This is a genomic window from Bradyrhizobium sp. 138 (genome assembly GCF_023074075.1).
Taxonomy (GTDB): Bacteria; Pseudomonadota; Alphaproteobacteria; order Rhizobiales; family Xanthobacteraceae; genus Bradyrhizobium.
Window position 1 is genome coordinate 58,637 of sequence record NZ_JADPKT010000074.1, and the last position, 24,923, is coordinate 83,559.

The 24,923-nt window shown below is 64.1% G+C and carries 28 protein-coding genes; 9 read left to right on the forward strand and 19 right to left on the reverse strand.

Going from position 1 to position 24,923, the window contains the following annotated elements; translation table 11 throughout:
* Positions 1-151: 151 nt before the first annotated feature.
* Positions 152-1,123: a bifunctional riboflavin kinase/FAD synthetase gene (locus IVA79_RS26300; RefSeq protein WP_247558418.1), complete on the reverse strand. Its 972-nt coding sequence runs from the start codon at positions 1,121-1,123 to the stop codon at positions 152-154.
* Positions 1,124-1,350: 227 nt separating this feature from the next.
* On the opposite strand from IVA79_RS26300, the gene IVA79_RS26305 reads away from it, so the two are divergent.
* Positions 1,351-1,746 (forward strand): response regulator, encoded by a 396-nt coding sequence (locus IVA79_RS26305; protein ID WP_008567674.1) that lies wholly within the window; start codon positions 1,351-1,353, stop codon positions 1,744-1,746.
* Between the two features lie 180 nt (positions 1,747-1,926).
* Here IVA79_RS26305 and IVA79_RS26310 read toward each other — a convergent pair whose 3' ends face one another.
* The 9 genes from IVA79_RS26310 to uvrC form a co-directional block, all read right to left on the reverse strand.
* A complete protein-coding gene (locus tag IVA79_RS26310; RefSeq protein WP_247558420.1) occupies positions 1,927-2,781 on the reverse strand; it encodes a TIGR01459 family HAD-type hydrolase in 855 nt (284 codons plus the stop codon).
* 15 nt (positions 2,782-2,796) lie between these two features.
* The gene (locus IVA79_RS26315; protein ID WP_247558422.1) at positions 2,797-4,296 is read right to left on the reverse strand and encodes an EAL domain-containing protein; all 1,500 of its coding nucleotides are present in this window, start codon (positions 4,294-4,296) and stop codon (positions 2,797-2,799) included.
* 163 nt (positions 4,297-4,459) lie between these two features.
* Positions 4,460-5,590, reverse strand: coding sequence for a YihY/virulence factor BrkB family protein (locus IVA79_RS26320; RefSeq protein WP_247558425.1), 1,131 nt, complete (start codon positions 5,588-5,590; stop codon positions 4,460-4,462).
* Positions 5,591-6,178 carry a phage holin family protein gene (locus IVA79_RS26325; RefSeq protein ID WP_247558430.1) on the reverse strand — a complete coding sequence of 196 codons (588 nt, stop codon included), beginning with the start codon at positions 6,176-6,178 and terminating at the stop codon, positions 5,591-5,593.
* A 91-nt stretch (positions 6,179-6,269) separates the two neighbouring features.
* Entirely contained in the window at positions 6,270-7,229 is a 960-nt protein-coding gene (gene prmB / locus IVA79_RS26330) for a 50S ribosomal protein L3 N(5)-glutamine methyltransferase (RefSeq protein WP_247558433.1), read from the reverse strand.
* Entirely contained in the window at positions 7,229-7,711 is a 483-nt protein-coding gene (locus IVA79_RS26335; protein WP_247558435.1) for a molybdenum cofactor biosynthesis protein MoaE, read from the reverse strand. Before IVA79_RS26335 ends, prmB begins: the two co-directional genes overlap by 1 nt.
* Before the next feature lie 3 nt (positions 7,712-7,714).
* Complete coding sequence (gene moaD / locus IVA79_RS26340) at positions 7,715-7,966, reverse strand: molybdopterin converting factor subunit 1 (RefSeq protein WP_247558437.1); 252 nt, start codon at positions 7,964-7,966, stop codon at positions 7,715-7,717.
* Positions 7,963-8,580, reverse strand: coding sequence for a CDP-diacylglycerol--glycerol-3-phosphate 3-phosphatidyltransferase (gene pgsA / locus IVA79_RS26345; protein ID WP_124160372.1), 618 nt, complete (start codon positions 8,578-8,580; stop codon positions 7,963-7,965). The genes moaD and pgsA overlap by 4 nt, the downstream gene beginning before the upstream one ends.
* A gap of 106 nt (positions 8,581-8,686) precedes the next feature.
* Positions 8,687-10,729 carry an excinuclease ABC subunit UvrC gene (gene uvrC, locus IVA79_RS26350; RefSeq protein WP_247558440.1) on the reverse strand — a complete coding sequence of 681 codons (2,043 nt, stop codon included), beginning with the start codon at positions 10,727-10,729 and terminating at the stop codon, positions 8,687-8,689.
* 251 nt (positions 10,730-10,980) lie between these two features.
* Here uvrC and IVA79_RS26355 point away from each other — a divergent pair, with 251 nt between their 5' ends.
* Entirely contained in the window at positions 10,981-11,604 is a 624-nt protein-coding gene (locus IVA79_RS26355; protein WP_247558442.1) for an outer membrane protein, read from the forward strand.
* A 66-nt stretch (positions 11,605-11,670) separates the two neighbouring features.
* Here IVA79_RS26355 and IVA79_RS26360 read toward each other — a convergent pair whose 3' ends face one another.
* The 4 genes from IVA79_RS26360 to IVA79_RS26375 all read right to left on the reverse strand — a co-directional run bounded on the left by IVA79_RS26360 (position 11,671) and on the right by IVA79_RS26375 (position 14,424).
* Positions 11,671-11,886: a cold-shock protein gene (locus IVA79_RS26360; RefSeq protein WP_008544396.1), complete on the reverse strand. Its 216-nt coding sequence runs from the start codon at positions 11,884-11,886 to the stop codon at positions 11,671-11,673.
* Between the two features lie 253 nt (positions 11,887-12,139).
* Positions 12,140-13,000, reverse strand: coding sequence for a 23S rRNA (adenine(2030)-N(6))-methyltransferase RlmJ (gene rlmJ, locus IVA79_RS26365; protein WP_247558445.1), 861 nt, complete (start codon positions 12,998-13,000; stop codon positions 12,140-12,142).
* Positions 13,001-13,140: 140 nt separating this feature from the next.
* Positions 13,141-13,845: a ribonuclease T2 gene (locus IVA79_RS26370; protein WP_247558447.1), complete on the reverse strand. Its 705-nt coding sequence runs from the start codon at positions 13,843-13,845 to the stop codon at positions 13,141-13,143.
* Between the two features lie 117 nt (positions 13,846-13,962).
* Positions 13,963-14,424 (reverse strand): hypothetical protein, encoded by a 462-nt coding sequence (locus IVA79_RS26375; protein WP_247558449.1) that lies wholly within the window; start codon positions 14,422-14,424, stop codon positions 13,963-13,965.
* A gap of 184 nt (positions 14,425-14,608) precedes the next feature.
* Here IVA79_RS26375 and IVA79_RS26380 point away from each other — a divergent pair, with 184 nt between their 5' ends.
* Together IVA79_RS26380 and IVA79_RS26385 are read left to right on the forward strand one after the other, a co-directional pair.
* A complete protein-coding gene (locus tag IVA79_RS26380) occupies positions 14,609-14,908 on the forward strand; it encodes a hypothetical protein (protein WP_247558451.1) in 300 nt (99 codons plus the stop codon).
* Between the two features lie 45 nt (positions 14,909-14,953).
* Positions 14,954-15,484, forward strand: a complete 531-nt coding sequence (locus IVA79_RS26385) for a DUF3617 family protein (RefSeq protein ID WP_247558453.1) — start codon at positions 14,954-14,956, stop codon at positions 15,482-15,484.
* Between the two features lie 56 nt (positions 15,485-15,540).
* On the opposite strand, the gene IVA79_RS26390 is transcribed toward IVA79_RS26385, so the two are convergent.
* From IVA79_RS26390 to IVA79_RS26400, 3 genes are read right to left on the reverse strand one after another with little or no spacing between them, the layout of a single operon-like run.
* A complete protein-coding gene (locus IVA79_RS26390) occupies positions 15,541-16,929 on the reverse strand; it encodes an ATP-binding protein (protein ID WP_247558455.1) in 1,389 nt (462 codons plus the stop codon).
* Positions 16,930-16,948: 19 nt separating this feature from the next.
* Entirely contained in the window at positions 16,949-17,680 is a 732-nt protein-coding gene (locus IVA79_RS26395; protein ID WP_063197269.1) for a response regulator transcription factor, read from the reverse strand.
* The gene (locus IVA79_RS26400; RefSeq protein WP_212080775.1) at positions 17,677-18,141 is read right to left on the reverse strand and encodes a MarR family transcriptional regulator; all 465 of its coding nucleotides are present in this window, start codon (positions 18,139-18,141) and stop codon (positions 17,677-17,679) included. Before IVA79_RS26400 ends, IVA79_RS26395 begins: the two co-directional genes overlap by 4 nt.
* A 413-nt stretch (positions 18,142-18,554) precedes the next feature.
* On the opposite strand from IVA79_RS26400, the gene IVA79_RS26405 reads away from it, so the two are divergent.
* The 5 genes from IVA79_RS26405 (at position 18,555) to IVA79_RS26425 (ending at position 23,150) form a co-directional block, all read left to right on the forward strand.
* A complete protein-coding gene (locus IVA79_RS26405) occupies positions 18,555-19,637 on the forward strand; it encodes a branched-chain amino acid aminotransferase (protein WP_247558460.1) in 1,083 nt (360 codons plus the stop codon).
* Between the two features lie 219 nt (positions 19,638-19,856).
* Positions 19,857-20,381, forward strand: coding sequence for a DUF2314 domain-containing protein (locus tag IVA79_RS26410; protein WP_247558462.1), 525 nt, complete (start codon positions 19,857-19,859; stop codon positions 20,379-20,381).
* A 237-nt stretch (positions 20,382-20,618) separates the two neighbouring features.
* Positions 20,619-22,304 carry a histidine--tRNA ligase gene (gene hisS, locus IVA79_RS26415; RefSeq protein WP_247558464.1) on the forward strand — a complete coding sequence of 562 codons (1,686 nt, stop codon included), beginning with the start codon at positions 20,619-20,621 and terminating at the stop codon, positions 22,302-22,304.
* A gap of 71 nt (positions 22,305-22,375) precedes the next feature.
* Positions 22,376-22,624, forward strand: coding sequence for a tautomerase family protein (locus IVA79_RS26420; RefSeq protein ID WP_256465659.1), 249 nt, complete (start codon positions 22,376-22,378; stop codon positions 22,622-22,624).
* A gap of 133 nt (positions 22,625-22,757) precedes the next feature.
* The gene (locus IVA79_RS26425) at positions 22,758-23,150 is read left to right on the forward strand and encodes a hotdog domain-containing protein (RefSeq protein ID WP_247558466.1); all 393 of its coding nucleotides are present in this window, start codon (positions 22,758-22,760) and stop codon (positions 23,148-23,150) included.
* A gap of 118 nt (positions 23,151-23,268) precedes the next feature.
* On the opposite strand, the gene proC is transcribed toward IVA79_RS26425, so the two are convergent.
* Together proC and IVA79_RS26435 are read right to left on the reverse strand one after the other, a co-directional pair.
* Positions 23,269-24,093 (reverse strand): pyrroline-5-carboxylate reductase, encoded by an 825-nt coding sequence (gene proC, locus IVA79_RS26430; RefSeq protein WP_247558468.1) that lies wholly within the window; start codon positions 24,091-24,093, stop codon positions 23,269-23,271.
* Between the two features lie 196 nt (positions 24,094-24,289).
* Positions 24,290-24,790: a YbjN domain-containing protein gene (locus IVA79_RS26435; protein ID WP_247558470.1), complete on the reverse strand. Its 501-nt coding sequence runs from the start codon at positions 24,788-24,790 to the stop codon at positions 24,290-24,292.
* Between the last annotated feature and the right edge of the window lie 133 nt (positions 24,791-24,923).

A 24,923-nucleotide genomic window follows, 5' to 3' on the forward strand; every position in this document is an offset into this window, starting at 1 on the left:
GGTGAAACGACAAAATCCCGGACTTGCGCCGAGCCCTTGGGCTCAGGCGGAAGCCGGGCCGCTAATCCCTATGATGCGCCGCGCAAACATGGGCTCTCCATAGCAGGGGGCCAAGGGAAGCGCAAAGGTTCGGGGAGGCCGGGGTTCGGGCTCAATCGATCACGCCCAGCCGCGGAAAGGCGTCCGGGGCGGCGGCCAGGATGGCGCGGGCGCGGGCGGAATCGTCGTCCATCTGGCGGATCAGGGCCTCCAGGCTGTCGAATTTCAGCTCCTCGCGGATGAAGCCGACGAAAGCGCAGTCCAGCGCCTGCCCATAAAGATCGCCCTTGAAGTCGAACAGGAAGATCTCGAGCAGCGGCGCGCCATTGTCAAAGGTCGGACGGCGGCCGAAGCTCGCCACGCCGTCGAGGCGCTCGGCGCCGCGGCCGACCCGCACCGCATAGATGCCGTGCTTCAGACCGCAATTGGCATCCAGGCGGATGTTGGCGGTGGGATAGCCGAGGTCGCGGCCGCGCTTCTCGCCATGGATCACCTCACCGGTGACGAACCAGGGGGCGCCCAGCATGGTGGTGGCATCGTCGATCTGGCCCTCGGCGAGCGCGATCCGGATGGCGCTGGAGGAGACCGGCCGCTCGTCGATGTCGACATGCGCCTGCACGTCGACCTCGATGCCGAGCCGGGGCGCCTCGTTCACGAGGAGGCTCGGCGAGCCGACGCGACCTTTGCCGAAATGGAAGTCGTAGCCGACCGCGATGCCGCTGACGCCGAGCCGCTCGATCAGGTCATGGTGAATGAAATCTTGCGCGCTGGTTCCGGCGCGCGCCTTGTCGAAGGTCATGACCACGGCGCCGGCAAGCCCGGTGCCGGCCAGAAGCCGCAGCTTGGCCGGCTCGTCGGTCAGACGGAATTGCGGGGTGTTCGGACTGAAAAAGCGCCGCGGATGCGGCTCGAAGGTCAGCGCCAGCGCAGGCCGGCCATGCGCCCGGCCCATTTCCAGCGCGGCCGCGATCACGGCGCGGTGGCCGAGATGAACGCCGTCGAAATTGCCCATGGCGACCACGGCGCCCCTCGGAATCGCGGAGTCCGGGGTGATGTCGCGGATTACGGTAAAATGCGGAGCCATCAGGGGAATTCTCGGAGCGGCAGGGCTGGCAGGGACCGTGGCGCGACCGGCCGGATGAAGTCAAGCGGGAGGAGGCGACGGCATCGGGTGCGATTTCAGCCCCCTGGAGGCGTCCCCAGTTAACGCGCTGTTTAACGCCTTGATGCTAGTCCTTGCATCTGGAACAGGCGGGCTCCGGCCCGCAGGTCCGATCGTAATATTCCTGGGTATGCGTTGGGGGAGTCGAGATGGCGGTTGATTTGTCGATGCCGGTTCTGGTGGTGGATGACTACAGCACCATGATCCGTATCATCAGGAATCTGCTGAAGCAGCTTGGCTTCGAGAACATCGATGATGCCAGCGACGGTTCGGCCGCGCTGAACAAGATGCGCGGCAAGAAGTACGGGCTCGTGATCTCCGACTGGAACATGGAGCCGATGACGGGTTACGACCTCTTGCGCGAAGTGCGCGCGGATCCGAACCTCGCCACCACGCCCTTCATCATGATCACGGCGGAATCCAAGACCGAGAACGTGATCGCGGCCAAGAAGGCCGGCGTGAACAACTACATCGTCAAGCCGTTCAATGCGGCGACGCTGAAGACCAAGATCGAGGCGGTCTTCCCGGACATGGCGAGCGCGTAAGGCGCGCGCTAAGGCTTTCAGCTGAATCGGAAGGCCCGGGCTTGTCCCGGGCTTTTTGCGTTGGGAGCGTCATTCCGGGGCGGTGCGTTAGCACCGAACTATGGTGCGCGATTGCGCACCTGAGAATCTCGAGATCCCGGGTCTGGTCCTTCGGACCATCCCGGGATGACGGCTATGCCCTCACCACTTCAATTCGCGCATCAGCGCCTTCGGCGGGTGGCCGAACAATTCCGTCACCGATGCCGGGTCGAGCTGGTCGAGGCCCTCGAACTCCTCGGCATGAATGCCGCGGGTGACGAACAGGCAGTCGATGCCGAATTCGCGCGCGCCGGTTAGGTCGGTCCGGACCGAATCGCCGATCGCCAGCACTTTCTTCCGGTCGATTGGGTGGCCCTGGCGCTCACCTGCGAGCGCCATTGCGCGCTCGTAGATCGGCCGGTGCGGCTTGCCGTAGAAGATCACCTCGCCGCCGAGCTCGCGATAGAGCTCCGCGATGGCGCCGGCGCAATAGATCAGCCGGTCACCGCGTTCCACCACGATGTCAGGGTTGGCGCAGACCAGCGTCAGCTTGCGCTCGCGCGCCTTCAGCATCATGCCGCGATAGTCTTCCGCCGTCTCGGTCTCGTCGTCATAGAGGCCGGTACAGACGATGTAATCGGCTTCCTCCAGCGGCGCGGTCTTCGCATCGAGGCCGCGATAGATCGAGTTGTCGCGCTCGGGGCCAAGCCAGAACATCTTGCGGCCGGGATGCTCGGCGACATAGAGCCGGGTCAGGTCGCCCGAAGACACGATGGCGTCGTAGGTCTCGTCGGCGACGCCGAGCTTGCGCAATTGCCGCTGCACGCTGTCGGCCGGGCGCGGTGCGTTGGTGATCAGGATCACCGCACCGCCGCGGCTGCGATAGGTGTGCAGCGCCTCGCAGGCCTCGGGGAAGGATTCGAGACCGTTGTGAACGACGCCCCAGATGTCGCTGAGCACGACATCGACGCCGCCCACGAGCTCGCGCAGGTTTTCGGCAAAATGCAGCGTGGTCATGATGCGCGCGGCCGATCAGATGCGGCGCGCCAGCGCCGCGTTGCCGGTGATGCGTTGTGCCGGAGGAGCGGCTGATGTCGCGCCAGATGTCGTGCCTTGGCCGGGGGGAGCGGAGCCATTGGATCCCTGAATGTCCTGCGCCTGGTTCGGCGCGGCCCCGCCGGTAGCAGATGCTCCCTCCGGCCGCAATGGCCGGGGCGGCGCGAACAGGAACCCCTGGCCGAACCGCACGTCATAGTCGAGCAGGTCCACGACCGCGCGCTCGCCTTCGATCCTTTCGGCGATCAGGTCGATGCCGAAGCGGCCGAGCAGGTCGGAGAGGTCGGAGGGATGGATGTCCGAGGCCGAGGCCTGTCTGGGGTCGAGCAGCAGCGTGGCCGGCACCTTGATGAAGCGCACCCCGCGGTCGGCCAGCTCGCGCGGCTCGATGCGCAAATCCGTGACATGGTCGATCGAGAAACGGAAGCCGCGCTGGGCGAGCGCCGCGAGATTCTCGGTCTCGGCGGGGCCGAGATTGCGGAATGTCGATTGCTTGAACTCCAGCACCAGCGAGGGCGCCAGCGCCCGGTTGGCTTCGAGAAAGTCGAGGCATTGTGCGAAGGTGGTGGAATTGCCGAGCGTGGAAGCGGCGACGTTGCAGAACACGCCAACGTCCTTGTTGCGCACCATCAGGCGCCGCAGCACCTGCACACAGCGCAGCATCACCATGTTGTCGATGCGCCCGATCAGCCCGGACGCCTCCGCGATGCTGATGAACTCCTCGGCTGCGATCAGCTGGTCGCGCTCGTCGCGCAGGCGCGTCACCGCCTCGTAGAACCGCACCTTGCGCTGCGGCAGCGTCACCATCGGCTGGAGGAAGATGTCGATGCGGTTCTCGTCGATGGCGTTGCGCAGCGTCGCCAGCAGTTGAGTCTGGTTGCGTCCGGAGGCCGTCTGCACCGGGGTGATGGTCTGGCTTTGGACCGCCGGCGCCGGCCGCGGCTGCGCCAGCGGAGGCGGAGGTGCTGCGGGTGGCGGGGGAGGGGCAGTCGGCCGCTCGTCGAACGGCGCAACCAGATCGATCGGCGCCTCCGGCTCGGGCCCGGCGGACGGGGCAGGAGCCGGCGCGGCGCCGGCCAGCAAGTCCTCGTGGGCCGACACGGTGCTCGCGAGCTGCCTGACCAATCCGCCAAGCTCGTTGATCTCGCCGACCACCGACTGGATGCGGTCGGAGTTGACCGAATTGGACGAGGCGATGCGTCCCTCGATCGCAGCTAACCGGCGGCCGAACTCGGCCACCTGGCGGGCGAGATCGGCGGTGCCGCGCGACAGATCGGCGATCTGGCCGCCGACGTCGCTGCGATCGCGCAGCCGCATCGATACCGCATTGTAGAGGATCAGGAAGGTCAGCGCGGTCAGCGCCACGATCGCGGATTCGGTTCCGCTGATACCGGCGACGGCGTAGAGCACAAGCCCGAGCGAGGCCGCGACCAGAACCATGCAGATGGCGATGAAGATCGTCGAAATGCGAATCATGCCGCGCGTTACGCCTCAAGAGCTGACTGCCTCACCCGGGAAAACACGGGCCGCGTCCGAATCCCGTCACGCCTCATGCTGCCCCAAGCCGAATGACCTTAACATCATTGTTGATTCGAGGGGATAGCGGCCTCAGGCCTGCGCGTTCTGGACGCTCGTGAAGTCAGGATGGCGCGGCGGCGCCGACCGTATCGGCCGAGACGGCCTCGCGGGTGCCGAGCGGCTTGGGTTGTCCCGTGGTCGTGTCCTTCAGCGTCTGCCGCTCGATCTCCGAGTTCAGCTCGGCGCCGAACATGATGACGATCGCCGACATCCACATCCACGTCATCAGGCCGATCGCCGCGCCGAGCGAGCCGTAGGTCGCGTTGTAATTGGCGAATTCCGAGAGATACCAGGACAGCAGCGCCGAGCCGGCGATCCAGAGGATGGCGGCGATCACCGCCCCGAGGCTCAGCCATTGCCAGCGCGGCGCATCGCGGCTGGGCGCGAAGCGGTACAGGATCGCCAGCGCCACCAGCAGGATGAGGAACAGCAGTGGCCATCGTGCCAGCGCCACGATCAGCTTGCTTTCGGGCGCCATGCCGAGATGATTGAGCGCGAGCGGGAAGGCGACGACGGCTCCCACCATCAGCAGCAGCGCGACGATGCCGCCGACCGTGAAGGCCAGCGACACCATGTTGAGCTTGATGAAGCTGCGCTTCTCGCGTTCCTCATAAGCGACGTTGAGGGCATCGAAGATCGCCTTGACGCCCGCATTGGCGCTCCAGATCGCGAGCAGCAGGCCGAGCAGGAAGGTGGCCCCGAGCGTCGTGTTGCCATGCGACACCACGCGCGCGACCTGGTCCTCGACGATCTGGAACGAACCCTCGGGCAGCATGGTCGCAAGCGTCTGCAGATTGGCGCTGATCGTCGCGGGATCTGCGAACAGGCCGTAGGAGGAGACCACCGCCGTGACGGCGGGGAAAACCGCGAGCAGCCCAAAGAATACGACGCCGCCGGCGGTTGCCAGCAGCCGATCCTCGTCGATGCGCTGATAGGTGCGCCAGAAAATATCCTTCCAACCCGCCCAGGGGATCGTGAACGGGCTCTTCGCATGACGGCCGCGGCCGGGCTCCACGGCTGCACCCGCCGGATGCGTCTCCGGTGAATTCGTCTCGCCTTTGCGGTGGTCTTGGGGTGGTCCCGACGGGACCAGGCCAGCGTCCTGAAAGTAGCGCTCCGCAGTCAGCACGAAGACGGCCGTTGCCGCCACCAGCAGCCAGGAATCGATCTGTTCGGAGCGCCGCACCGGCATTCAAGCGTCCAATCTATGGCCGTGACGCCTGCGGCGCGCCGCTGTGTATCCTGCCAGTCCAATCGCAGCGAGCATCAGGCCAAGCTGCACCGACCGATTGGTGCCAATGGGCCGGGCCTTTCTGCCATGGCCACGCTCGCCCGGCGCGAGCGGCACGAGCGGAATCGTCGTCGCGACCTCTTTAACGGCCTCCTTGACCGTCCCGCGCGGAATCCGCGGGGTCGCGATTGCAACGCGCAACCGGCTGGCCAATGGCACGATCGGCTTGGCTTTGCGCTTCATCTGCGCCATTGCCACCCCAGCGCAAACCGCCGCCAGCACCAGCAGCACGCCCGCGACGGCGCCGAAACCCCAGAACTGCCCGTAGGTGATGGCGATCCAGCGGTACAGGGCTATCAGTCCGACGAAGAATGCTGCCACGACGAACAGACCCGCGACCGCGAACAGCCCGCCGGCCACCGCGTACGACGTCACCTTGCCGGTTGCCTGGCTAGTCTGGTCACGCAGATAGGATTGAGCGGCGCGTTTGACGTGGTTGAGCTTCAGCGCCATGCCGGCGCGCAGCAATTCGCCCGATGGCGCGAGCATGCGGACATCCTCCGGGAGCGAGAAAATTCGTCGGAAGATGAACGTGGCGGTATCTGACTTGTTCCGACGAAGCTCTGTCCGTCGTGAGGAATCAGGCGAGATCGGCGGCTGCGATCCAGAACACCTCACCCTCGGAGTCCTCGGTGTCGAGCCAGAGCAGCGGCAGTTCCGGAAAGGCCTCATCGACGAGTTCGCGGCCACGGCCGATCTCGCAGATCAGCCCGCCGTCCGGCGTGAGGTGATCGGGCGCTTCAAGCAGGATCCGGCGCACCACGTCGAGACCGTCGCGGCCGCCATCGAAGGCGAGCTTCGGCTCGGCCCGGCATTCCGGCGGCAGCGCGGCCATGCCTTCGGCATCGACATAGGGCGGATTGGTGATGATCAGGTCGTAGCGCGCATCGCCGAGCGGGGCAAACAGGTCGCCGCGATACAGGCTGATCCGGTCCTCGAGCCCGTATTCGCCGACATTGCGCGTGGCGACCTCGAACGCGCCCTTGGAGATGTCGACGGCATCAACAGTGGCGTTCGGGAAATGATGCGCGGCGAGGATGGCGAGGCATCCCGATCCCGTGCAGAGATCGAGCACGCGCTCGACCGCGGTGGGGTCGTCGATCAACGATCCGGCACCGCCTTCGCCGCCGAAATGCGACTCCAGCAGCTCGCCGATGAAGGAGCGCGGAACGATGACGCGCTCGTCGACATAGAAGGGCAGGCCGCGCATGTAGATCTTGTTGACGAGATAGGCGGCCGGTTTGCGCGTGGTGACGCGCTGATGGATGAGATCGAGGATGGTCTTGCCCTCGGCGACCGTGACGCGCGCGTTGGCGAAAATCTCGAACTGTTCGGGATCGAGATGCAGCGCCTCGCTCACCAGGAAGGCAGCTTCGGCAACCGGATCGGTCGTGCCATGGGCAAAGGCGAGCTCGGCTTCGACAAAGCGGCTCACCCCATAGCGGACGTAATCGATCAGCGTGAGAAGTTCGCCCGGGGCGACCTTGGCAGGTTTTGGCGCGGCGCGGCCGCGCAGGGCCTTTTTGGTTGGTTTTGCCATCAGGATTTGGTCCAGCGTGCGGCGGCTTCGTCGTCGCGGGCCTGGGCCTCGACCCAGCCGGTGCCGGTGGCGCTCTCTTCTTTCTTCCAGAACGGCGCGCTGGTCTTGAGATAGTCCATCAGGAACTCGGCCGCCTGGAAGGCGGCCTGGCGGTGCTGCGATGCGGTCAGCACCAGCACGATGTTCTCGCCCGGCATGAAGCGGCCGACGCGGTGGATGGCCGTGACGCCGTTCAGCGGCCAGCGCGAGATCGCCTCGTCGACGTGACGCTTGATCTCTTCTTCGGCCATGCCGGGGTAATGCTCGAGCGTCAGCGCGGCGATGTTGGCGCTGTCCTCGTCGGCGCGGCAGATGCCGGAGAAGCTCACGACGGCGCCGATATCGGTGCGGCTCTTGGTCAGGAGCGCGATTTCGCGGGCGATATCGAAATCGTCCTCCTGAATGCGGACGGTGACGGGGCAAGTGGCGACAGGGGGCGTCATGGTCTAGCCGCCGGTCATCGGCGGGAAGAACGCGATTTCGCGCGCGCCGGTGATCGCAGCGTCCGATTTGACATGGGCGTGGTCGATCGCGGCGCGGATCACCTTCGGCTTCTCGAACGCGTAGGCGTAGGTCTCGCTTTGGCTGGACAACCAGGCGATGAGCTCCGCGACGGTGCGCACGGTCGGGGGCGGCTCGATGGTCTCCTCCGCCTTGCCGACGCGCTCGCGCACCCAGGCGAAATACTTCACCTTCATCCCTCGTCCTCCTTGATGAGGTGATGGATGCCGGCGCGGAAATAATCGTAGCCGGTGTAGATGGTCAGGATCGCCGAGGCCCACAGCAGCGCGAGGCCGATCATCGAGACGACGGGCACCACCTCGTCGCCGGCAGGTCCCGCGAGCAGGAAGCCGATCGCAACGAGCTGGACCGTGGTCTTCCACTTGGCAAGCTTGGTCACGGGCACGCTGACGCGGAGCGCGGCGAGGTATTCGCGCAGGCCCGAGACCAGGATCTCGCGGCACAGGATCACAATGGCGGCCCACAGCGACCAGCCATGGATGATGCCGTCGGCGGCCAGCATCAGCAGACAGGAGGCGACCAGCAGCTTGTCGGCGATCGGATCGAGCATCCGGCCGAATGCCGACTGCTGATTCCAGATCCGCGCATAATAGCCGTCGAGGTAATCGGTCACCGCGGCGCCGATGAAGATGGCCACCGCCACCCAGCGCAGCCACAGCGGCTGATCCAGAATCGACTGCGCATAGATACACCCGACCACGACCGGGATCGCGGCGATCCGGCCATAGGTCAGGATGTTCGGGAGGGACATCGCGCGGCTGGTCGTCCCTCGTGTCGTGGCGATGTTCATCCGTCCTACCAATACCGCTGCGGCCTGAAGGTCAACCGTTCCGCCCCCAGATGGGGTGCGGGATGCGACGAGCATATGACCCTAGCTCTCTTTTGCCCCCTTTAGTTCATCCCGGCTGGGGATGGAAATACTCGAAAATCCTGCGGGCACTCTCGGCGCTCACCCCCGGAACCTTGCCGAGATCGGCGATCGAGGCGCGTTCGATCTCCTTCAGGGTCCCGAAATGATGCAGCAAGGCACGTTTGCGTGACGGGCCGATGCCGGGAATCTCCTGCAAACCGGCCTCGCGGATGTCCTTCTTGCGCAGCTTGCGGTGCGAGCCGATGACGAAGCGGTGGGCCTCGTCGCGCAAACGCTGGATGAAATAGAGCACGGGGTCGCGCGGCTCCAGCTTGATGGCCTCGCGTTCCGGCATGAACAGGGTCTCGCGGCCGGCATCACGGTCCGGTCCCTTGGCGACCGACATCAGCGACACCTGGGTCAGGCCGAGATTTGCAAAGATCTCACGGACGGCGTTGAGCTGGCCGCGGCCGCCGTCGATGATGACGAGATCGGGCCATTGCGGGAAATCGTCGTCCTTCGCCTTGACCGCACCTTCCTCGGGCGGATTGATCAGGCGTTTGAAGCGCCGCTCCAGCACCTCGCGCATCATGGCGAAGTCGTCGCCGGGCGTGATCCCTTCCGACTTGATGTTGAACTTGCGGTACTGGTTCTTCACAAAACCATCGGGGCCGGCGACGATCATGGCGCCCACCGCATTGGTGCCCTGGATGTGGCTGTTGTCGTAGACTTCGATGCGCTTGGGCGAATGCGGCAGGCTCAGCGTTGCCGCCATCGCGTCGAGCAGGCGGCTTTGCGTGGCGGTATCGGCGAGCTTGCGGCCCAGCGCCTCGCGCGCATTGGTCAGCGCGTGGATGACCAGTTCCTTCTTCTCGCCGCGCTTGGGCGCGGTGACCTCGACCTTGTGGCCGGCCTTGATCGCGAGCGCATTGGCGAGCAGCTCGCTCTCCTCGATTTCGTGCGAGAGCAGGATAACCTTCGGCGGCGGCTTGTCGTCGTAGAACTGGGCGAGGAAGGAACCGAGCACCTCTTCCGGGGTGAACGTCTTTTCCGCGCGCGGAAAATAGGCGCGGTTGCCCCAGTTCTGGCCGGTGCGGAAGAAGAACACCTCGACGCAGAAGAAGCCGCCCTCCTGGTGGATGGCGAACACGTCGGCTTCCTCGACCGTGCGCGGATTGATGCCCTGCTGCGATTGGATCGCTGACAGCGCGGCGAGGCGATCGCGGTAGAGCGCGGCGCGCTCGAACTCGAGCTCACCTGCCGCCTTCTCCATCTCGCCGGCAAGCTCCTGCTTGACCGCATGGCTCTTGCCGGACAGGAAGTCGCTCGCCTCGCGCACCAGCGTCGTATAGCCGCCGAAGTCGATCTCGCGGGTGCAGGGGCCGGCGCAGCGGCGGATCTGGTAGAGCAGGCAGGGCCGGGTGCGGCTCTCGAAGAAGGAATCGGTGCAGGAGCGGATCAGGAACGCGCGCTGCAGGGCGGTGATGGTGCGGTTGACCGCGCCGGCGGAGGCGAACGGACCGAAATAGCGCCCGGGCCGGCTCTGCGCGCCGCGATGTTTCAGGATCTGCGGCGCCCAATGGTCGCCGGTGATCAGGATATAGGGAAACGATTTGTCGTCGCGCAGCTGCACGTTGAAGCGCGGCCGAAGCTGCTTGATGAGGTTGGCTTCCAGCAGCAGCGCTTCGGTCTCGGTATTGGTCGAGACGATTTCCACGGTCACCGTGGCGGCGATCATGCGCAGGATGCGCGCCGGCTGCGGCGCATTCTGGCGCGCATAGTTCGAGAGGCGCTTTTTGACGTTCTTGGCTTTGCCGACGTAGAGCACGTCGGCGTTGGCATTGAGCATGCGATAGACGCCGGGCGAGGTGGGGGCGAGGCGGACCGCGTGTTCGATCGCCTCGTGGCCGCTCGCCAGCGGCCCTTCGCCGACCGCGCCGCTCTCCTCCAGGATATCAGGCAGCCGCGCATCATCCTCGTCGTCGCCGCCCGTGGTGGCAGGGTCGAGGTCCGGAGGCGTGTCGCTCGCGGCAGCCGGCGGCAGTTTGCGCGCGCGGTCGTCCGGATTGTCGGTGGAATCGTGAACCATGGAGCGAATTTAGGCGCTGGGGGTGCCGATTTGAAGTTCCGGCCCTGCGGCACGCACAGGAGGGCGGCGACGCAGTTCCCGGTAACACTTGCTTAAGCCTGTTAACAGCGCGGTAACCCGACTTAACAGGCCTTTAACTTAAAACTCTCGATAAATCTTACGCGAAAAAGTGGTGGTTCCGTAACCATGCGGTTTGCCTCGCGCGGCGGCGCGGGCATTCGCGGGGACGGCAGTTGCGTGTGGAGTGTGTGATGAAGAGGCTCGTTGTGGGCGCAGCCGCGTTGGTTGCAGCTGGCTGGACAGCTTCGGCACAGGCCGCCGATCTCAATTACGGGCAGCGCGCGCCCTATACGGTCAACCAGCCGCTGAATGCGTATAGCTGGGCCGGCCCCTATCTCGGCGGCAACATCGGCTACGAATGGGGTTCGGTCGACAACAATCCCTCAAAGCCGTCGGGCTTCGTCGGCGGCGTGCAGGCCGGTTACAACTTCCAGAACGGCCCGTTCGTGTTCGGCGTCGAGGGCGACATCCAGGCCGCCGGTGCCGATGACACCTTCGCGCCGTGGAAGTTCTCCAATCCGTGGTTCGGCACCCTGCGCGGCCGCGCGGGCTATGCCTTCAACAACGTGCTGTTCTACGGCACCGCCGGCCTCGCCTTCGGCGAGCTGCGCGCGCAGACCTTCGGCTGGTCTGAATCGCACACCACCGCCGGCTGGACCATCGGCGCCGGTGCGGAAGTCGGTCTGACGCCGAACTGGAGCGCCAAGCTCGAATATCTCTACATCGATCTGTCGACCAGTCAGTTCGCAATTACGGGCGTGTCAAACGGATATAGCGCCAGCGTTGTGCGCGCCGGCGTGAACTATCGCTTCTGATAGCTGAAGAAGAAAATACCGGACAACAACTCCCGGCCGCTCGCGGCCGGGATTTTTTTCGCCAGGCTAAGACAGGATCACTAGGTTGACCGCTTTCGGTCCCTTGCCCTTCTTGTCCGGTTCGACTTCAAATGTGATGCGCTGTCCTTCGGCAAGGTCCTTCAGTCCGGCCCGCTCCACAGCAGTAATGTGCACGAAGACGTCGCGGCCACCGTCGTCAGGCTTGATGAAACCGTAGCCGCGTTCGCCGTTGAAAAACTTGACCGTTCCCGTCATGGCCATCGGGAAACTCCCCCTCATTGCTCCTCCGCCGCGACGCAGACTCACGTCACGACATGACCGGGCGTTACGGAGCCCGGGAGAGCTGGCCATCCTTGGGCGGACCTCAAAGGTCCGGCCGGATCTTTCTTAGGCCTTCACTCCGCCGCAACCATTCGCGGAAGCGGAACGTAAAGCCAGTCACGGAAACAGCATAATACGGTTCTCTGCAGATTGACTACCGCTCCTGCATCTTTTTCCCAAGAATGCCGGAGTGTTACGGCCTCGGTACCTCCAATCGGAATCTGGCCGCGCCGCCCTGTCCGAGCGGCATTTCCAGCTCGGGGAGGATCGTCTTGAGTTCGCCCTGCAGCGTGTAAGGCGGATTGACGATCAGGAGCCCGGCGGAGGCGAGAGCGCCGCCATCGAGCTGGGGCGCGACGCTGAACTCGAGACGCAGGCATTTTCCCGGCGGTTTTGCTGCAGCTGCGAGCCGCGCCACCGTTTCGGCCAGCATGTCGGTGGCACGCCGGTTCTTGGCGGGATACCAAATGACATAGATGCCGGTCGGCCATTTCGCGAAAGCCGTCGAGAAGGCCTCACTCAGCCGCTCGAACTCGTCCTTGGCCTCGAAGGGTGGATCGATCAGCACGAGGCCGCGTCGCTCCTTGGGCGGCACGAAGGCCGGCAGCGCCACCCAGCCGTCGAGGTCGACCACACGGGCCTGTTCGTCGCGGCGCAGCACGCCGATCAGCGCTTTTCGCGCCTTCGGCTCGAGCTCGCAGGCGACGAGCCGATCCTGAGGCCTGAGCAGGCCGCGCGCGATCAAAGGCGAGCCCGGATAGGCTTTGAGCTCACCCTTCGGATTGAAGGCGCGGACGATGTCGAGATAGGGCTTGACCAGCGCTGCGCTCTCGTTCGACAGGCGGGCCTGCATCAGCCGCGCGATGCCGGTCAGCCATTCGCCGCTCCGGCGCGCCTCATCGCTGTCGAGATCGTAGAGGCCGGCCCCGGCATGGGTGTCGATGACACGGAACGCCCCCGGCTTGTCCTGCAGATAGGTGATGATGCGCGCCAGCACGATGTGCTTGATGACATCGGCGAAGTTGCCGGCGTGGAAGGCGTGACGGTAATTCATGGCAAGAGCACTACGCCACGTGATGGCTCGAGCAAAGGGCGCAATCATGGGCCCCGGCTCAGCAGCGCACCGCCAAAGTGGCGCTGCGCTGCGTCCGGGGCACGTGAGGGGGCACCGCGCCTCCTTATGGTTTGGAGGACCTACCCACCCCTGATCGGCGGCATCGTGACCTGATCGCGGCGGCAGGCTCGGCGTTCGATCTCGTCGCAGGCGCGGAATTGCAGGTGCTTGCTGAGGCAGATGCGGACCTCGGACAGCCTGGTCCGGTTGCAGGTGACCGAGACGGCGGTATTGCTCAGCCCCGGATTGGCCTTGATGAAGGCCTCCTCGACCTCCGCCGGCGCCACGGTCTTGGCCTGCGACAGATCGAGATATTCGGCCGGAATCTTGATCGCGGCGCGCGCCTTGCGGATTGTCTCGAAATAGCTGCGGCCTTCGAGGCCTGAGCAGGTGCCGTGCTTGTCCCATTCGTTGAAGATCAAACCCGGCGCCGGCATCAAATCGAGCATCGAGGAGACGATGCTGCGGTTCAGCCGCGGCGCGGGACGCTGGCAATATTCCGGAAAGCCATTCTCATATTGCGGCCACAGCCCGTGCACCACGAAGGCGAAAGGCCGTCCGCCGCACTGGATCTGCGAGCGGCCGCCGCGCTCGGCCGCCTCCTCGCAGAACGAGGGCGACCACGACAGCGACAGCACATAGAAGTCGAATTCGCCCGGCGCGTTCTGCCGCTTGTCCTGGGCTCTTGCGTCACCGGCGAACGAGGCCAGACCCGCAGCAACGATCAGGGAAAGGGCCAGCGAGATCACCAGGCGGGAGAACGAATGCAATCTGGAATGAAACATGGCAACGCCCCTCAACTAGACTGTGCAGGGAGCCTAGCAGGCGACAAGAACATTTCAAGAACAAAATTCAGGCGGCGGTCGCCGGCCGCCCTGATTGGCCCGATCAGGCTCTTCGAATCAGGGCTTGGCGGCGCGGCAGGCTGGATTATAGGCCCAGTTGCGGTCGAGCCCGACCACGCACCACTCGACGCCGTTGCCGTAGCCGGCGAAGCCGCCATCCTCGATCAGCGAGAAATGCACCTTGCGCACCTTGCCGTCGGTGAGCATGGCGTCAGCGCTACAATAGCGGCGCGGGATGTTGTCGGACTGCCAGGGCCGGAAGGCGGTCTCGCGAACGGCGGAGAAGCCGGTGATCTTCAGCGAGGAATTCCAGAACGTGCTTTCCTTTTCCCAGAACTGGGTGGCAATCGTCGGCAGCGCCCTGTCGCACTCGGCGACGGCGCCGTCATAGCGCGGTCCGCTCAGCCAGAAATTCATCTCGAGCGGATTGGCAGCCCTGGCCTCACCGAGCGACAGCGCCCCGAACATGAGGCCGAGCAAAGCGGCAAAGCGGAGCGATTTCGGGGAGGGGGCGCGCATGGGTCATCCGGACAGCTAAGGTCTTGCGAAGGGCGAACGGTGCCGTGAAGGCCGGGGGAGGTCAAGTGCAGCGCGGCAACACTTCGCCAGGAGTTGACGGTAACGGCACTGCCGACGGGGCTTCAGTTCTTTTCACGGCGATCCCGGCACCGTAAACTGGCGCCAACCAATTGGAGTGACGGGAATGCGAATCATAGCGGCCGCGGGTCTTCTCGCCAGCCTGGTTGTCTCGGGTATGATGGCGAGCCAGTCGGCGCGCGCCGACTACGTGCCGCCGTTCAAGGGCAACGACACCGGCGGTATCATCGCCTATTCGATGGCCACCCAGGTCGATGCACGTCAGGTCGCGGTCGATCACTGCGCGCGCTACGGCAAGGTGGCCAAATTCCTGGCGGTGCAGGGCTATGAGGGCGGCTACATCTCGTTCTCCTGCCGCTGGGTGCCCTATGGCGCGGCCAACCAGCCGATCCGCACGCTCTACTGAGGCGTTGTCGTAAACGTCGCAATCTCTCAGCCGGGAGCCTCCTCCATGACGCGCAAACTCGCTTTGCTCGGCTCGGCAGCCTGTCTCGCATTCTGGGCGGGCAGCGCCAGCGCCGACGATTTGCCGGTGCGCAAGGCCGGCCTTTGGGAAATGAAACTGGTCACATCAGGCTCGCAGGTGCCCGAGATGACCATGCAGCACTGCACCGACGAGACCGTCGACAAGGAGATGAGCAACAACGTCTCCCCGATGGCCAAGCAGATTTGTGCCAAGCAGGAGATCAAGAAGACTGCGACCGGCTATGTCAGCGATTCCGAGTGCAGCGTCGCCGGCGTCAACACGACCTCCCATGCCGAGATCACGGGCGATTTCAACTCGGCCTACACGGTGAAGACCTCCTCGCACGCAAAGGGCGGCGTCGCCGGCACTACGGGGCGCGATACCGCCATGACACTGCAAGCCAAATGGCTCGGGGCCTGCAAGCCAGACCAGAAGCCCGGCGACATCGTGATGCCCGGCGGCTTCAAGATGAACGTGCGCGACATGGACAAGCTGAAGGCGCTGCTGCCGAAGTAATGCGGCAACTCGGACGGTCACCTTCTCCCGCAACAAGGGGAGAAGGGAAGAACCTTCTACACCGGAATCCTCACGCTCGCCCTTAGCCCCCCCATTGGGCTGTCACCCAACGTGATATCGCCGCCATGCGAGCGGGCGATGTCGCGGGCGATGGCGAGGCCGAGACCCGTGCCGCCTTCATCCTGGTTGCGGGCGTTGTCCAGCCGCAGGAACGGCTTGAACACTTCTTCGCGCAAATGCGTGGGAATGCCCGGCCCGTCGTCGTCGACCGTCACGGTCAAATATCGGTGATCGCGCTGGCCAGTGATGGCGATGCTCTTGCCGTAGCGGGCCGCGTTGGTGACGAGGTTGGCGAGGCAACGCTTGAACGAGGCCGGCTTCACCGTCACCACGGGCAGGCCGTGGAAGGCAACGGTTGCGGCATGACCGTGGCGTTCGGCGTCGCCGCGCAGCTCCTCGAGCGCCTGCGCCATGTCGGTCGGCTGCGACTGCTCACCGGAATCGCCGCGCGCAAAGGCGAGGTAATCCTCCAGCATCATCGACATCTCGTCGACGTCCTTGCGCATCCCCTCCAGTTCGGGGCTGTCGCCGATCAGCGCCAGCTCGAGCTTGAAGCGGGTCAGGATGGTGCGCAGATCGTGGCTGACGCCGGCGAGCATCGCTGTGCGCTGCTCCATGGTGCGCTCGATGCGCGACTTCATCTCGAGGAAGGCGACCGAGGCGCGCCGGACCTCGCGCGCACCGCGCGGCCTGAAGTTCGGCGCCTCGCGGCCCTTGCCGAAGCTCTCTGCGGCGTCCGCAAGGCGCAGGATCGGCTTGATCTGGTTGCGCAGGAACAGCACGGCGACGATGAGCAGGATCGACGACGTCCCGACCATCCAGAACAGGAAGATCTCCGAGTTGGAGGCATAGGCGGCGCTGCGCTGTGCGAACACGCGCATCACGGCATCGTCGAGCTGGATGCGGATCTCGACCAGATTGGAGCGGCCGACCGTGTCGATCCAGAACGAGCGCCCGATCTGGCGGCCGAGCTGCACCGACAGCGTCTGGTCGAGCAGCGAGAAGAACGGCTTCGGTCCCGGCGGCGGCATGTCGCCGGCGGGAAGGAAATCCACGACGAGGCCGAGGCGCTGCTGGGCGATGCGGCGGATCTGGTCGCGATCTTTGTCCTGCGGATAGCCCTTGTAGACGTCGATCAGCGCGGCGATGTCCTGCACCACCGCGGCGGACAATCTGCGCGTCACCGTGTTCCAGTGCCGCTCCATGAACACGAAGGCGACGACCGATTGCAGCACCACCATCGGCACGATCATGATGAGGAGCGCGCGGGCGTAAAGGCCGGTCGGCATCCAGCCCTTGAACGCATTGCCCATCCAGCCATTGACGGCGGAGACGCGGCCGGCGGCGCTTCGGAGCAGCGTCAGGCCGGTATCGATCGTGCTCATCTGGCGCGCTTCACTTGATTTATGGCGAGGCCACCAGCCGGTAGCCGATGCCGCGTACCGCCTGGAGGAACAGCGGATTGGCCGGGTCGGTCTCGATCTTGCGCCGGAGGCGGTTGATCTGCACGTCGACGGCGCGTTCATTGACGCTGCCATTGCCGGTCAGCGCGCTGCGCGGCACGGTCTCGCCCGGTGTCTCCGAAAGAATGCGCAGCATCTCGCGCTCGCGGTCGGTGAGGTGGATGACCTCCTCGCCCTGGCGCAGCTCCCCGCGATCGAGATGGTAGATGTAGGGACCGAAGGCGATCTTCTCGATCGTCGCGGCCTGCGGCGGCGGGGCGGCGCGCTTGAGGATGTTGTTGATGCGCAGCGCCAGCTCGCGCGGCTCGAACGGTTTCGCCACGTAATCGTCGGCGCCGATCTGCAGGCCCTCGATGCGCGCCTCCGCCTCATGCCGCGCCGTCAGCATCACGATCGGCACCGAGGAGGATGTCCGGATGAAACGGGCGAGATCGAAGCCGGTCTCGCCCGGCATCATCACGTCGAGGATCAAGAGGTCGAAATGCAGGCCCAGCAATTTCGATCGTGCATCGCCGGCGCTTGCGGCGGTGGTGACGCGGTAACCCTCTGCGGCGAGGAAGCGCGAGAGCAGATCGCGGATGCGGCGGTCGTCGTCGACGAGCAGCAGATGCGGCGCGTCATCGGCCGGGCGTGCCGGTGGACGGGCGAGAGTGGCAGCGAGCGGCACGGTCACTCCTTGGCGTTGTTGACGGAAGCGAAGATCGTTTCGAGCACCTTGTCCGGATCGTCCCGATCGATCATCGCGCGCAGGAAGCGCTTGACCGTCTCGGCATCCTGCGGGCTCATTTCGGCGAGCGCCTTGGTGATCCGCGTGGTCTGCAATCCCGCGAGCTTCTGCACCAGCGCCTCGCCCTTCGGCGTCGCATAGAGCAGGCGCTGGCGGCGGTCATTGTCGCCCGTCTTCTGCACGATGTAGCCTTCGTCCAGGAGCTGCTTGAGCACGCGGCCGAGCGACTGCTTGGTGATGCGCAGGACGTCGAGCAGGTCGGCGACCTTCAGCCCGGGATAGCGGTAGACGAAGTGCATGACCCGGTGATGGGCCCGGCCGAAGCCGAAAGCCTCCAGCTCCTGGTCGGGATCGCCGACGAAGTCGCGATAGGCGAAGAACAGTAGCTCGATGATATCCCAGCGCAAATTGCCTCCATCGTCTGCGGCCGGCTTGGGCTCGGCTGCGTCGTGAGAGGAAGTTGCGAAATTTATGTCAGGCATATTGACGTATCTTGGGTTCAATGTTACAAAACGATCGACCCGCACGAAATTTTAGATCGTTTCGCGTGGGGCGGCGTCGGAGCCAGGACGGCGGAAAGAGCCGGACAGGCGACGACGGCCGGAACAGGTCTACCGTGCGATTGTCGAGCGGCATTTCGGCAAAACATACTGGACTTCCGCCTTCCGCAAAAGCATGTCCTCGGCGACATGCTGGCCACGGGAAACCGGCCGTAACAAGGCTGGCGGTGGTTCAGCCAGACACCTAATGAAGCCAGCCGGCCCAAAACAGGGCGGGCGGGCGCCAGAAAGCGCCGATACCGGCAGCGGGAGCCAAGGACATGAGCATGACATTCGATATCCAGCCCGCATCCAATCCGACTCCAGAGAAGGACCGCGTCGCCAAGCTGGTGGATCCCGGCTTCGGACGGGTCTTCACCGATCATATGGCGATCGTCCGCTACAACCAAGCCAAGGGCGGCTGGTATGAAGCGCGGATCGAGGCACGCGCCAACTTCCAGCTCGATCCGGCCGGCGCGGTGCTGCACTACGCGCAGGAGATCTTCGAGGGCCTGAAGGCCTATAAGCGCGACGACGGCGGCGTGAACCTGTTCCGCCCCGACGCCAACGCGCGGCGCTTCAAGGATTCGGCCGACCGCATGGCGATGGCGCAACTGCCCGAGGACGTCTTCATCGAAGCGGTCGAGCAGGTGGTGCGCATCGACCGCGCCTGGATGCCGGGCGGCGAGGGCAGCCTGTACCTGCGCCCCTTCATGATCGCCAGCGAGACCTTCCTCGGCGTCAAGCCGTCGTCCGAATACATTTTTGCGGTGATCGCCTCGCCGGTGGGGTCATACTTCAAGGGCGGGCCTGCGCCGGTCTCGATCTGGGTGTCGGAGAATTACACGCGCGCAGCAATCGGCGGCACCGGCGCGGTGAAGTGCGGCGGCAATTATGCAGCGAGCCTGCGCGCCCAGGCTGAAGCGATCCAGCATGGCTGCGATCAAGTCGTGTTCCTCGATGCGGTCGAGCGCCGCTACATCGAGGAGCTCGGCGGCATGAACGTGTTCTTCGTGTTCGACGACGGCTCGCTCTCGACACCGCCGCTCGGCACCATCCTGCCCGGCATCACCCGCGACTCCATCATCGCGTTGGCCAAGGATGCCGGCAAGACGGTGCGCGAGGAGCCGTACTCGCTCGACCAGTGGCGCAAGGATGCGGCAAGCGGCAAGCTCAAGGAAGCGTTTGCCTGCGGCACGGCGGCTGTGATCTCGCCGATCGGCAAGGTGCGCTCGGTCAGCGGCGATTTTGAGATCTCGGGCGGCGCCGCCGGCCCCGTCGCCATGGGCCTGCGCAAGCAGCTCATCGACATCCAGTACGGTCGCACCAACGATCCGCACAACTGGATCCGCAAGGTGTTCTAGCAACTCTCGTGTCCCGGACGCAGCGCAGCGCTTCTTCAGCGGTGCGCCGCAGAGCCGGGACCCATGTCTCCGCAGATGGACCCCGGATCAGCAGCGCACCACGCCGCGAAGGCGCAGCGCGTTGCGCAGCATCCGGGGAACGCCAGCCGATAGTCATGAACGCCTCACTATGACCACGCGACAAAGCCAGGACACAACAAGTATCTTGGAATCGCGATCATGGCAGCAAAGCTCTCCCAACCCATGAAATGGGTCGTTCTCGCCGCAATCACCGGCGTGTCCGTCTTCGGCATCCCGATCATCGGCCCCACGCACGAGGTGGTCGCGCAAGATCGCTCGCCGATCGTCGACGTTCGCACCGGCGATCCCGAGATGAATGCCGCGATCGCGCGCGCCCGCGGCTCGCTTCCCACCTTCTGGGCTTCCTATGACGCGCCAAAGCCGTCGGAGACCGGGCATTCCCTCAAAGCTCACTTTTCCACCCGCAAGGGCGGGGAGCACATCTGGATCGCCGAAATCAAGAAGCTGCCCAACGGCAGCTATTCCGGCGTGTTCGCCAACGAGCCGCGCGACCTGCCGGGCAAGCGGGCAGGCGACGAGGTCAAGTTCGCCGAAGCCGACATCTCGGACTGGATGTTCATGCGCAACGGCAAGATCGTCGGCGGCGAAACCATCAAGCCGCTGCTCAAATCCATGCCCAAAGCCGACGCCGACGCGCTCCGGGCGCGGATGGAGCAGCCGTAACCGCGGGCGGGGGCAGATCGGAGTCCCCAATCCTGCCCAATCGGTTCCCTGCAATCAGCTTTCTAGGGCGAAATAAGCTATGAGAAATCGGTGAGATTTTATAGCGCCCTCTGACATACAAACTCTAGAATGGATCATCGGTGCTGTTGCTGCATCGTTCGTAGGCTGGTAACTCGACCCATAATAGCCTCCAGCCTTGTAAGTCAGTTTTGACTTACCTACCCACGATCAGATCATATGTCCGCAAATCCGAAAAAGCCGCAGAAACTCAAGCCCCGCCTACCAAAAGGGCTTCCCGATCGAGCATCGGAAGAAATCGCGGCGACGCGCGAGATGACGGAACGAATCCGCCGAGTGTATGAACGCTATGGGTTCGATCCAGTAGAGACTCCAACAATTGAATATACGGACGCGTTAGGCAAGTTTTTGCCCGACCAAGATCGTCCCAACGAAGGTGTCTTTTCGTTTCAGGACGAGGATGGTCAGTGGCTTTCTTTGCGCTATGACCTAACAGCTCCGTTAGCTCGCTATGTTGCAGAACGCTACGGCACCGAGAACTTGGTCCTCCCTTATCGCAGCTACCGCGCGGGCTACGTCTATCGGAATGAGAAGCCAGGTCCAGGGCGCTTTCGTCAGTTTATGCAATTTGACGCCGATACAGTCGGCTCCGCCTCGCCTGCCGCTGATGCGGAAATGTGCATGATGGCCGCAGACACTATGGAGGAGTTAGGGATTCCGCGTGGACAGTATGTGGTTAAAGTCAACAACCGCAAACTGCTAGATGGTCTAATGGACCTAGTTGGGCTGAGTGGTGATCACAATACGACACGCAGACTGAACGTTCTTCGCGCTTTAGATAAGTATGATCGTCTCGGAGTAGAGGGCGTCCGCGCGCTCTTGGGCAAAGGTCGTGAGGACGAGAGCGGCGATTATTCACACGGCGCACATTTGAGCGAAGAACAAATAGATCATCTTATGATGTTGTTTCAGCTCACCCCCCAATCGCCCTTCGAGATGGAAGGATTGCAAGAATGGGAGTGGGATGATTCAAGCTATGTGGATGTTCAGCTGGATCCCTACGGACGCCTTGTTAGGCAAATTTATTCGTATCCCAGACCTGGAAGCTTCCCGATAAACAATCGCGCAACAATTAGACACTTCGCAAGTTGGGCCGGAAGCTCTTCCAAGATTAGCGAGGCGTTGGATGAGTTGCAGGCGATCGCCGACCTTTCCCGAGCAGGCCGTTATGGCTCAAAACGAATATTAATTGACCCTTCAGTAATTAGGGGACTCGAATACTACACTGGTCCGGTCTACGAAGTGGAGCTCTTGCTTGAAACCAAGGACGAGAAAGGTCGGCCGGTTAGATTTGGCTCAGTTGGAGGCGGCGGGCGATACGACGGCCTAATAGCACGTTTTCGCGGACAGGCCGTTCCGGCGACGGGCTTCTCGATTGGGGTGTCTCGTCTGCAGGCGGCTCTGCAACTCATGAATAAGTTGGACATGAGTCGCGAGTATGGACCTGTTCTCGTAACTGTTTTGGACCGAGATCGAGTTGATGAGTATCAGCGTATGGTCTCGGCGCTACGGAACAAGGGTATCCGTGCGGAACTCTATCTTGGAAGCGCGAAGGATATTCGAACGCAACTTAAGTATGCTGATAAGCGAAATTCTCCCTGTGCGGTCATTCAAGGCTCTGACGAAAGAGCTATGCGCCGCGTGCTAATTAAAGATTTGATCTTTGGCGCTCATATTGGAGAGCTAGTGGGCGGGGGTAATCGTGCTCACTATTTGCACGAACAGACTCATGCTCAGCTCACTTGTTCGGAAGAGGAGCTGCCCGCTGCTGTTGAACACGTGCTGGCAAGGCACAAAGTCACGTGGAATTGGTCTCATTCAAGAAGAGCTCCATCCGCGCCATGACGTAAAGTGGGGATAGCCATTCCGCCAAGCCGTCATGCCCGGGCTTGTCCCGGGCAGCCACGTCTTGTTTGATGGCGGCCGTCAATGGCCGGTGTTCGGCCGCAAGGGAGAGAACAATGCCTGAGATCACCATCAGCATGGCCGAAGGCCGCACCGACGAGCAGAAGGCCGGCATGATGCGCGACATCACCCAGGCGCTGGTGAAGAATCTCGGCGTCGACGCCGATGCCGTCGTCATCCAGATCAACGAAGCCCCGCTCCGCCACAAGATGAAGGGCGGCAAGACGTTTGTGGAACGCGCAGCGGCCGCGAAGAAGTGACGCGGTAGCGTCATTCCAGGGCAGCCCATTGGGGCTGAACCACAATGCGCAACGGCGCATTGGGGAATCTCGATCGACAATCTCTGGATTCGGGGTTCGCGCTTCGCGCGCCCCGGAATGACGAGCAAGCACCATGGACGCACGCGACTTCATCACGATCGGCATGAGCGCCGAGCGCACGCTGGTGGTCCCAGTGGAGCGCACGGTCGGGCATTTCGTCTCTGGCATGCCTTTTGTCTACGCGACGCCGATGATGATCCTGGAGATGGAGATGACCTCCGGCGATGCGATCCGCGCCGTGCTTCAGCCGGGCTGGGTCACCGTCGGCACCGAGGTCGACATCCGCCATCTCGCAGCCGCCCTCGTCGGCGCGACGGTGCGGACCACGGCGAAGGTGGTCGCGGTCGAGCGCCGCGTCATCCGCTTCGAGGTCGAGGCGTTCGAGGGCACACGCAAGCTCGGCGAAGGCCGCCACGCGCGCGGGCTCGTCAATGTCGAGATGTTTAGCAAGCGGTTGGGTAAGTAGGGTGGATTAGCCCTGCAGATGCGCGAAGCGTATCTGCTCGGCGTAATCCACCGACTTCGTTCCGCGATCGCTGAAGCGTGGTGGATTACGCTACGCTAACCCACCCTACTGCACCGTCTTACTTCGCCAATTCCTGCGACCGCTTCGTCGCTGCCGCGATCGCGCGAATCATCAATTCGCGCAGGCCGGGCTCGCCCATCAGTACGCCGAGCGCGGCGGCGGTGGTGCCGCCGGGCGAGGTGACGTTCTGGCGCAGCGTGCCGGCCGGCAGCTCCGACTGATGCAGCAGCTCGCCGGAGCCGGCGACGGTCTCGCGCGCAAGCTTCATCGCCAGCGCCTCGGGCAGTCCGGCCGCGACGCCGGCGCGGGCGAGTTCTTCGGCGAGCAGGAACACATAGGCCGGGCCCGAGCCGGACACGGCGGTCACCGCGTCCATCAGGCTTTCATCGTCGACCCATTCGACCGAGCCGGTGGCGCGCAGCAGCGCATCGGCCACCGCGCGCTGCGCAGTGCTGACGGTCTTTGCCGCGACCGCAACGGTGATGCCGCGGCCGATCGCGGCCGGCGTGTTCGGCATCGCGCGCACCACGGCGCCGCCGCAGACCTCTTCAAGCGAGGCGATCGTGGTTCCCGCCATGATCGAAACCACCGAGGTCTTGTCCGAGACGAACGCCTTCAATTTGGCGCCGGCCTCGCGGAACATCTGCGGCTTCACCGCGACGACCAACGTCTCGACCGGGCCGGTCGCCTTCACATCCGGATTGAGCGCGATGCCTTTGGCGGCAAGCGCGGTGATCTCGGGCGAAATGTGCGGATCGATCACGGCGACGCGGCGCGGGTCGAGCCCGCCGGCCAGCCATCCGGTCAGCATCGCGCCGCCCATCTTGCCGGCGCCGGCGAGCAGGATGGTGCCGGTGATGTCTTGGAGGGTGTTGTTTGCCACTGTGATCACCTAAGCAGAGGTGTCGTCCCTGCGAACACAGGGACCCATAACCACAGGCGGTTCTAGTGGATGGAAGGCAGAGCAACAAGCGTTGTGCCACAAGCGGCATCGCGCGGTATGGCTCCCGGATCTTCGCTTCGCTCGTCCGGAACGACGTGGGGAGGGAGTGCGGCTCCCTCACGTCACGAGGAGAGCCTTACGCCTCTCCGACCGTGTCGAACATCGCCGCGTCCATCGCCTCGGTCGTGGTCTTGCCGGCCCACACCACGAACTGGAAGGCCGGGAAGTAGCGTTCGCAGGCGTGGATGGCGCCGGCGAGCATGGCTTCGCATTGTGCGGTCGAGGCGGTGAGGCCGCCCGGCAGCACCAGGGCCTGGCGGTGCATCACCATGCCGGTGGTGGTCCAGAGGTCGAAATGGCCGACCCACAACTGCTCGTTCACGCCGGCGACGAGCCGCTGCACCTCGCCTCGGCGCGCAACTGGAATCTTCATGTCGAAGGCGCAGGCCAGATGCAGCGCCTCGATCTCGCCCATCCAGGTGAACGAGAGCTGGTAGTCGGTCCATTGTCCCTTCGAGACAATCGTGAGTTCGTCTTCGCCGGAGCGTTCGAACGGCCAGTTGTTGCTGGCAGCGATATCCTCGACCACCGCGAGCGGATGGCTTTTGGAATCGATAGTGCCTTCGAGCAGGGACATGCCGTCTCGACCTCTTGCCTTCTTGTTGTCTTTGATACGCACGCGGTTGGTCCGGCGCGCGCTCCCTAACGTCGCTGCGGCGATCCCTGGGGTCGCTGTTGCGATCCCCTCAGGGTCGCTCTTGCGATCCCAG

Excerpts from the sequence above, each read along its gene's own strand:
- IVA79_RS26300 (WP_247558418.1), bottom strand. The coding sequence starts at position 1,123 with ATGGCTCCGCATTTTACCGTAATCCGCGACATCACCCCGGACTCCGCG.
- IVA79_RS26305 (WP_008567674.1), top strand. The coding sequence starts at position 1,351 with ATGGCGGTTGATTTGTCGATGCCGGTTCTGGTGGTGGATGACTACAGC.
- IVA79_RS26310 (WP_247558420.1), bottom strand. The coding sequence starts at position 2,781 with ATGACCACGCTGCATTTTGCCGAAAACCTGCGCGAGCTCGTGGGCGGC.
- IVA79_RS26315 (WP_247558422.1), bottom strand. The coding sequence starts at position 4,296 with ATGATTCGCATTTCGACGATCTTCATCGCCATCTGCATGGTTCTGGTC.
- IVA79_RS26320 (WP_247558425.1), bottom strand. The coding sequence starts at position 5,590 with ATGCCGGTGCGGCGCTCCGAACAGATCGATTCCTGGCTGCTGGTGGCG.
- IVA79_RS26325 (WP_247558430.1), bottom strand. The coding sequence starts at position 6,178 with ATGCTCGCGCCATCGGGCGAATTGCTGCGCGCCGGCATGGCGCTGAAG.
- prmB (WP_247558433.1), bottom strand. The coding sequence starts at position 7,229 with ATGGCAAAACCAACCAAAAAGGCCCTGCGCGGCCGCGCCGCGCCAAAA.
- IVA79_RS26335 (WP_247558435.1), bottom strand. The coding sequence starts at position 7,711 with ATGACGCCCCCTGTCGCCACTTGCCCCGTCACCGTCCGCATTCAGGAG.
- moaD (WP_247558437.1), bottom strand. The coding sequence starts at position 7,966 with ATGAAGGTGAAGTATTTCGCCTGGGTGCGCGAGCGCGTCGGCAAGGCG.
- pgsA (WP_124160372.1), bottom strand. The coding sequence starts at position 8,580 with ATGAACATCGCCACGACACGAGGGACGACCAGCCGCGCGATGTCCCTC.
- uvrC (WP_247558440.1), bottom strand. The coding sequence starts at position 10,729 with ATGGTTCACGATTCCACCGACAATCCGGACGACCGCGCGCGCAAACTG.
- IVA79_RS26355 (WP_247558442.1), top strand. The coding sequence starts at position 10,981 with ATGAAGAGGCTCGTTGTGGGCGCAGCCGCGTTGGTTGCAGCTGGCTGG.
- IVA79_RS26360 (WP_008544396.1), bottom strand. The coding sequence starts at position 11,886 with ATGGCCATGACGGGAACGGTCAAGTTTTTCAACGGCGAACGCGGCTAC.
- rlmJ (WP_247558445.1), bottom strand. The coding sequence starts at position 13,000 with ATGAATTACCGTCACGCCTTCCACGCCGGCAACTTCGCCGATGTCATC.
- IVA79_RS26370 (WP_247558447.1), bottom strand. The coding sequence starts at position 13,845 with ATGTTTCATTCCAGATTGCATTCGTTCTCCCGCCTGGTGATCTCGCTG.
- IVA79_RS26375 (WP_247558449.1), bottom strand. The coding sequence starts at position 14,424 with ATGCGCGCCCCCTCCCCGAAATCGCTCCGCTTTGCCGCTTTGCTCGGC.
- IVA79_RS26380 (WP_247558451.1), top strand. The coding sequence starts at position 14,609 with ATGCGAATCATAGCGGCCGCGGGTCTTCTCGCCAGCCTGGTTGTCTCG.
- IVA79_RS26385 (WP_247558453.1), top strand. The coding sequence starts at position 14,954 with ATGACGCGCAAACTCGCTTTGCTCGGCTCGGCAGCCTGTCTCGCATTC.
- IVA79_RS26390 (WP_247558455.1), bottom strand. The coding sequence starts at position 16,929 with ATGAGCACGATCGATACCGGCCTGACGCTGCTCCGAAGCGCCGCCGGC.
- IVA79_RS26405 (WP_247558460.1), top strand. The coding sequence starts at position 18,555 with ATGAGCATGACATTCGATATCCAGCCCGCATCCAATCCGACTCCAGAG.
- IVA79_RS26410 (WP_247558462.1), top strand. The coding sequence starts at position 19,857 with ATGGCAGCAAAGCTCTCCCAACCCATGAAATGGGTCGTTCTCGCCGCA.
- hisS (WP_247558464.1), top strand. The coding sequence starts at position 20,619 with ATGTCCGCAAATCCGAAAAAGCCGCAGAAACTCAAGCCCCGCCTACCA.
- IVA79_RS26420 (WP_256465659.1), top strand. The coding sequence starts at position 22,376 with ATGGCGGCCGTCAATGGCCGGTGTTCGGCCGCAAGGGAGAGAACAATG.
- IVA79_RS26425 (WP_247558466.1), top strand. The coding sequence starts at position 22,758 with ATGGACGCACGCGACTTCATCACGATCGGCATGAGCGCCGAGCGCACG.
- IVA79_RS26435 (WP_247558470.1), bottom strand. The coding sequence starts at position 24,790 with ATGTCCCTGCTCGAAGGCACTATCGATTCCAAAAGCCATCCGCTCGCG.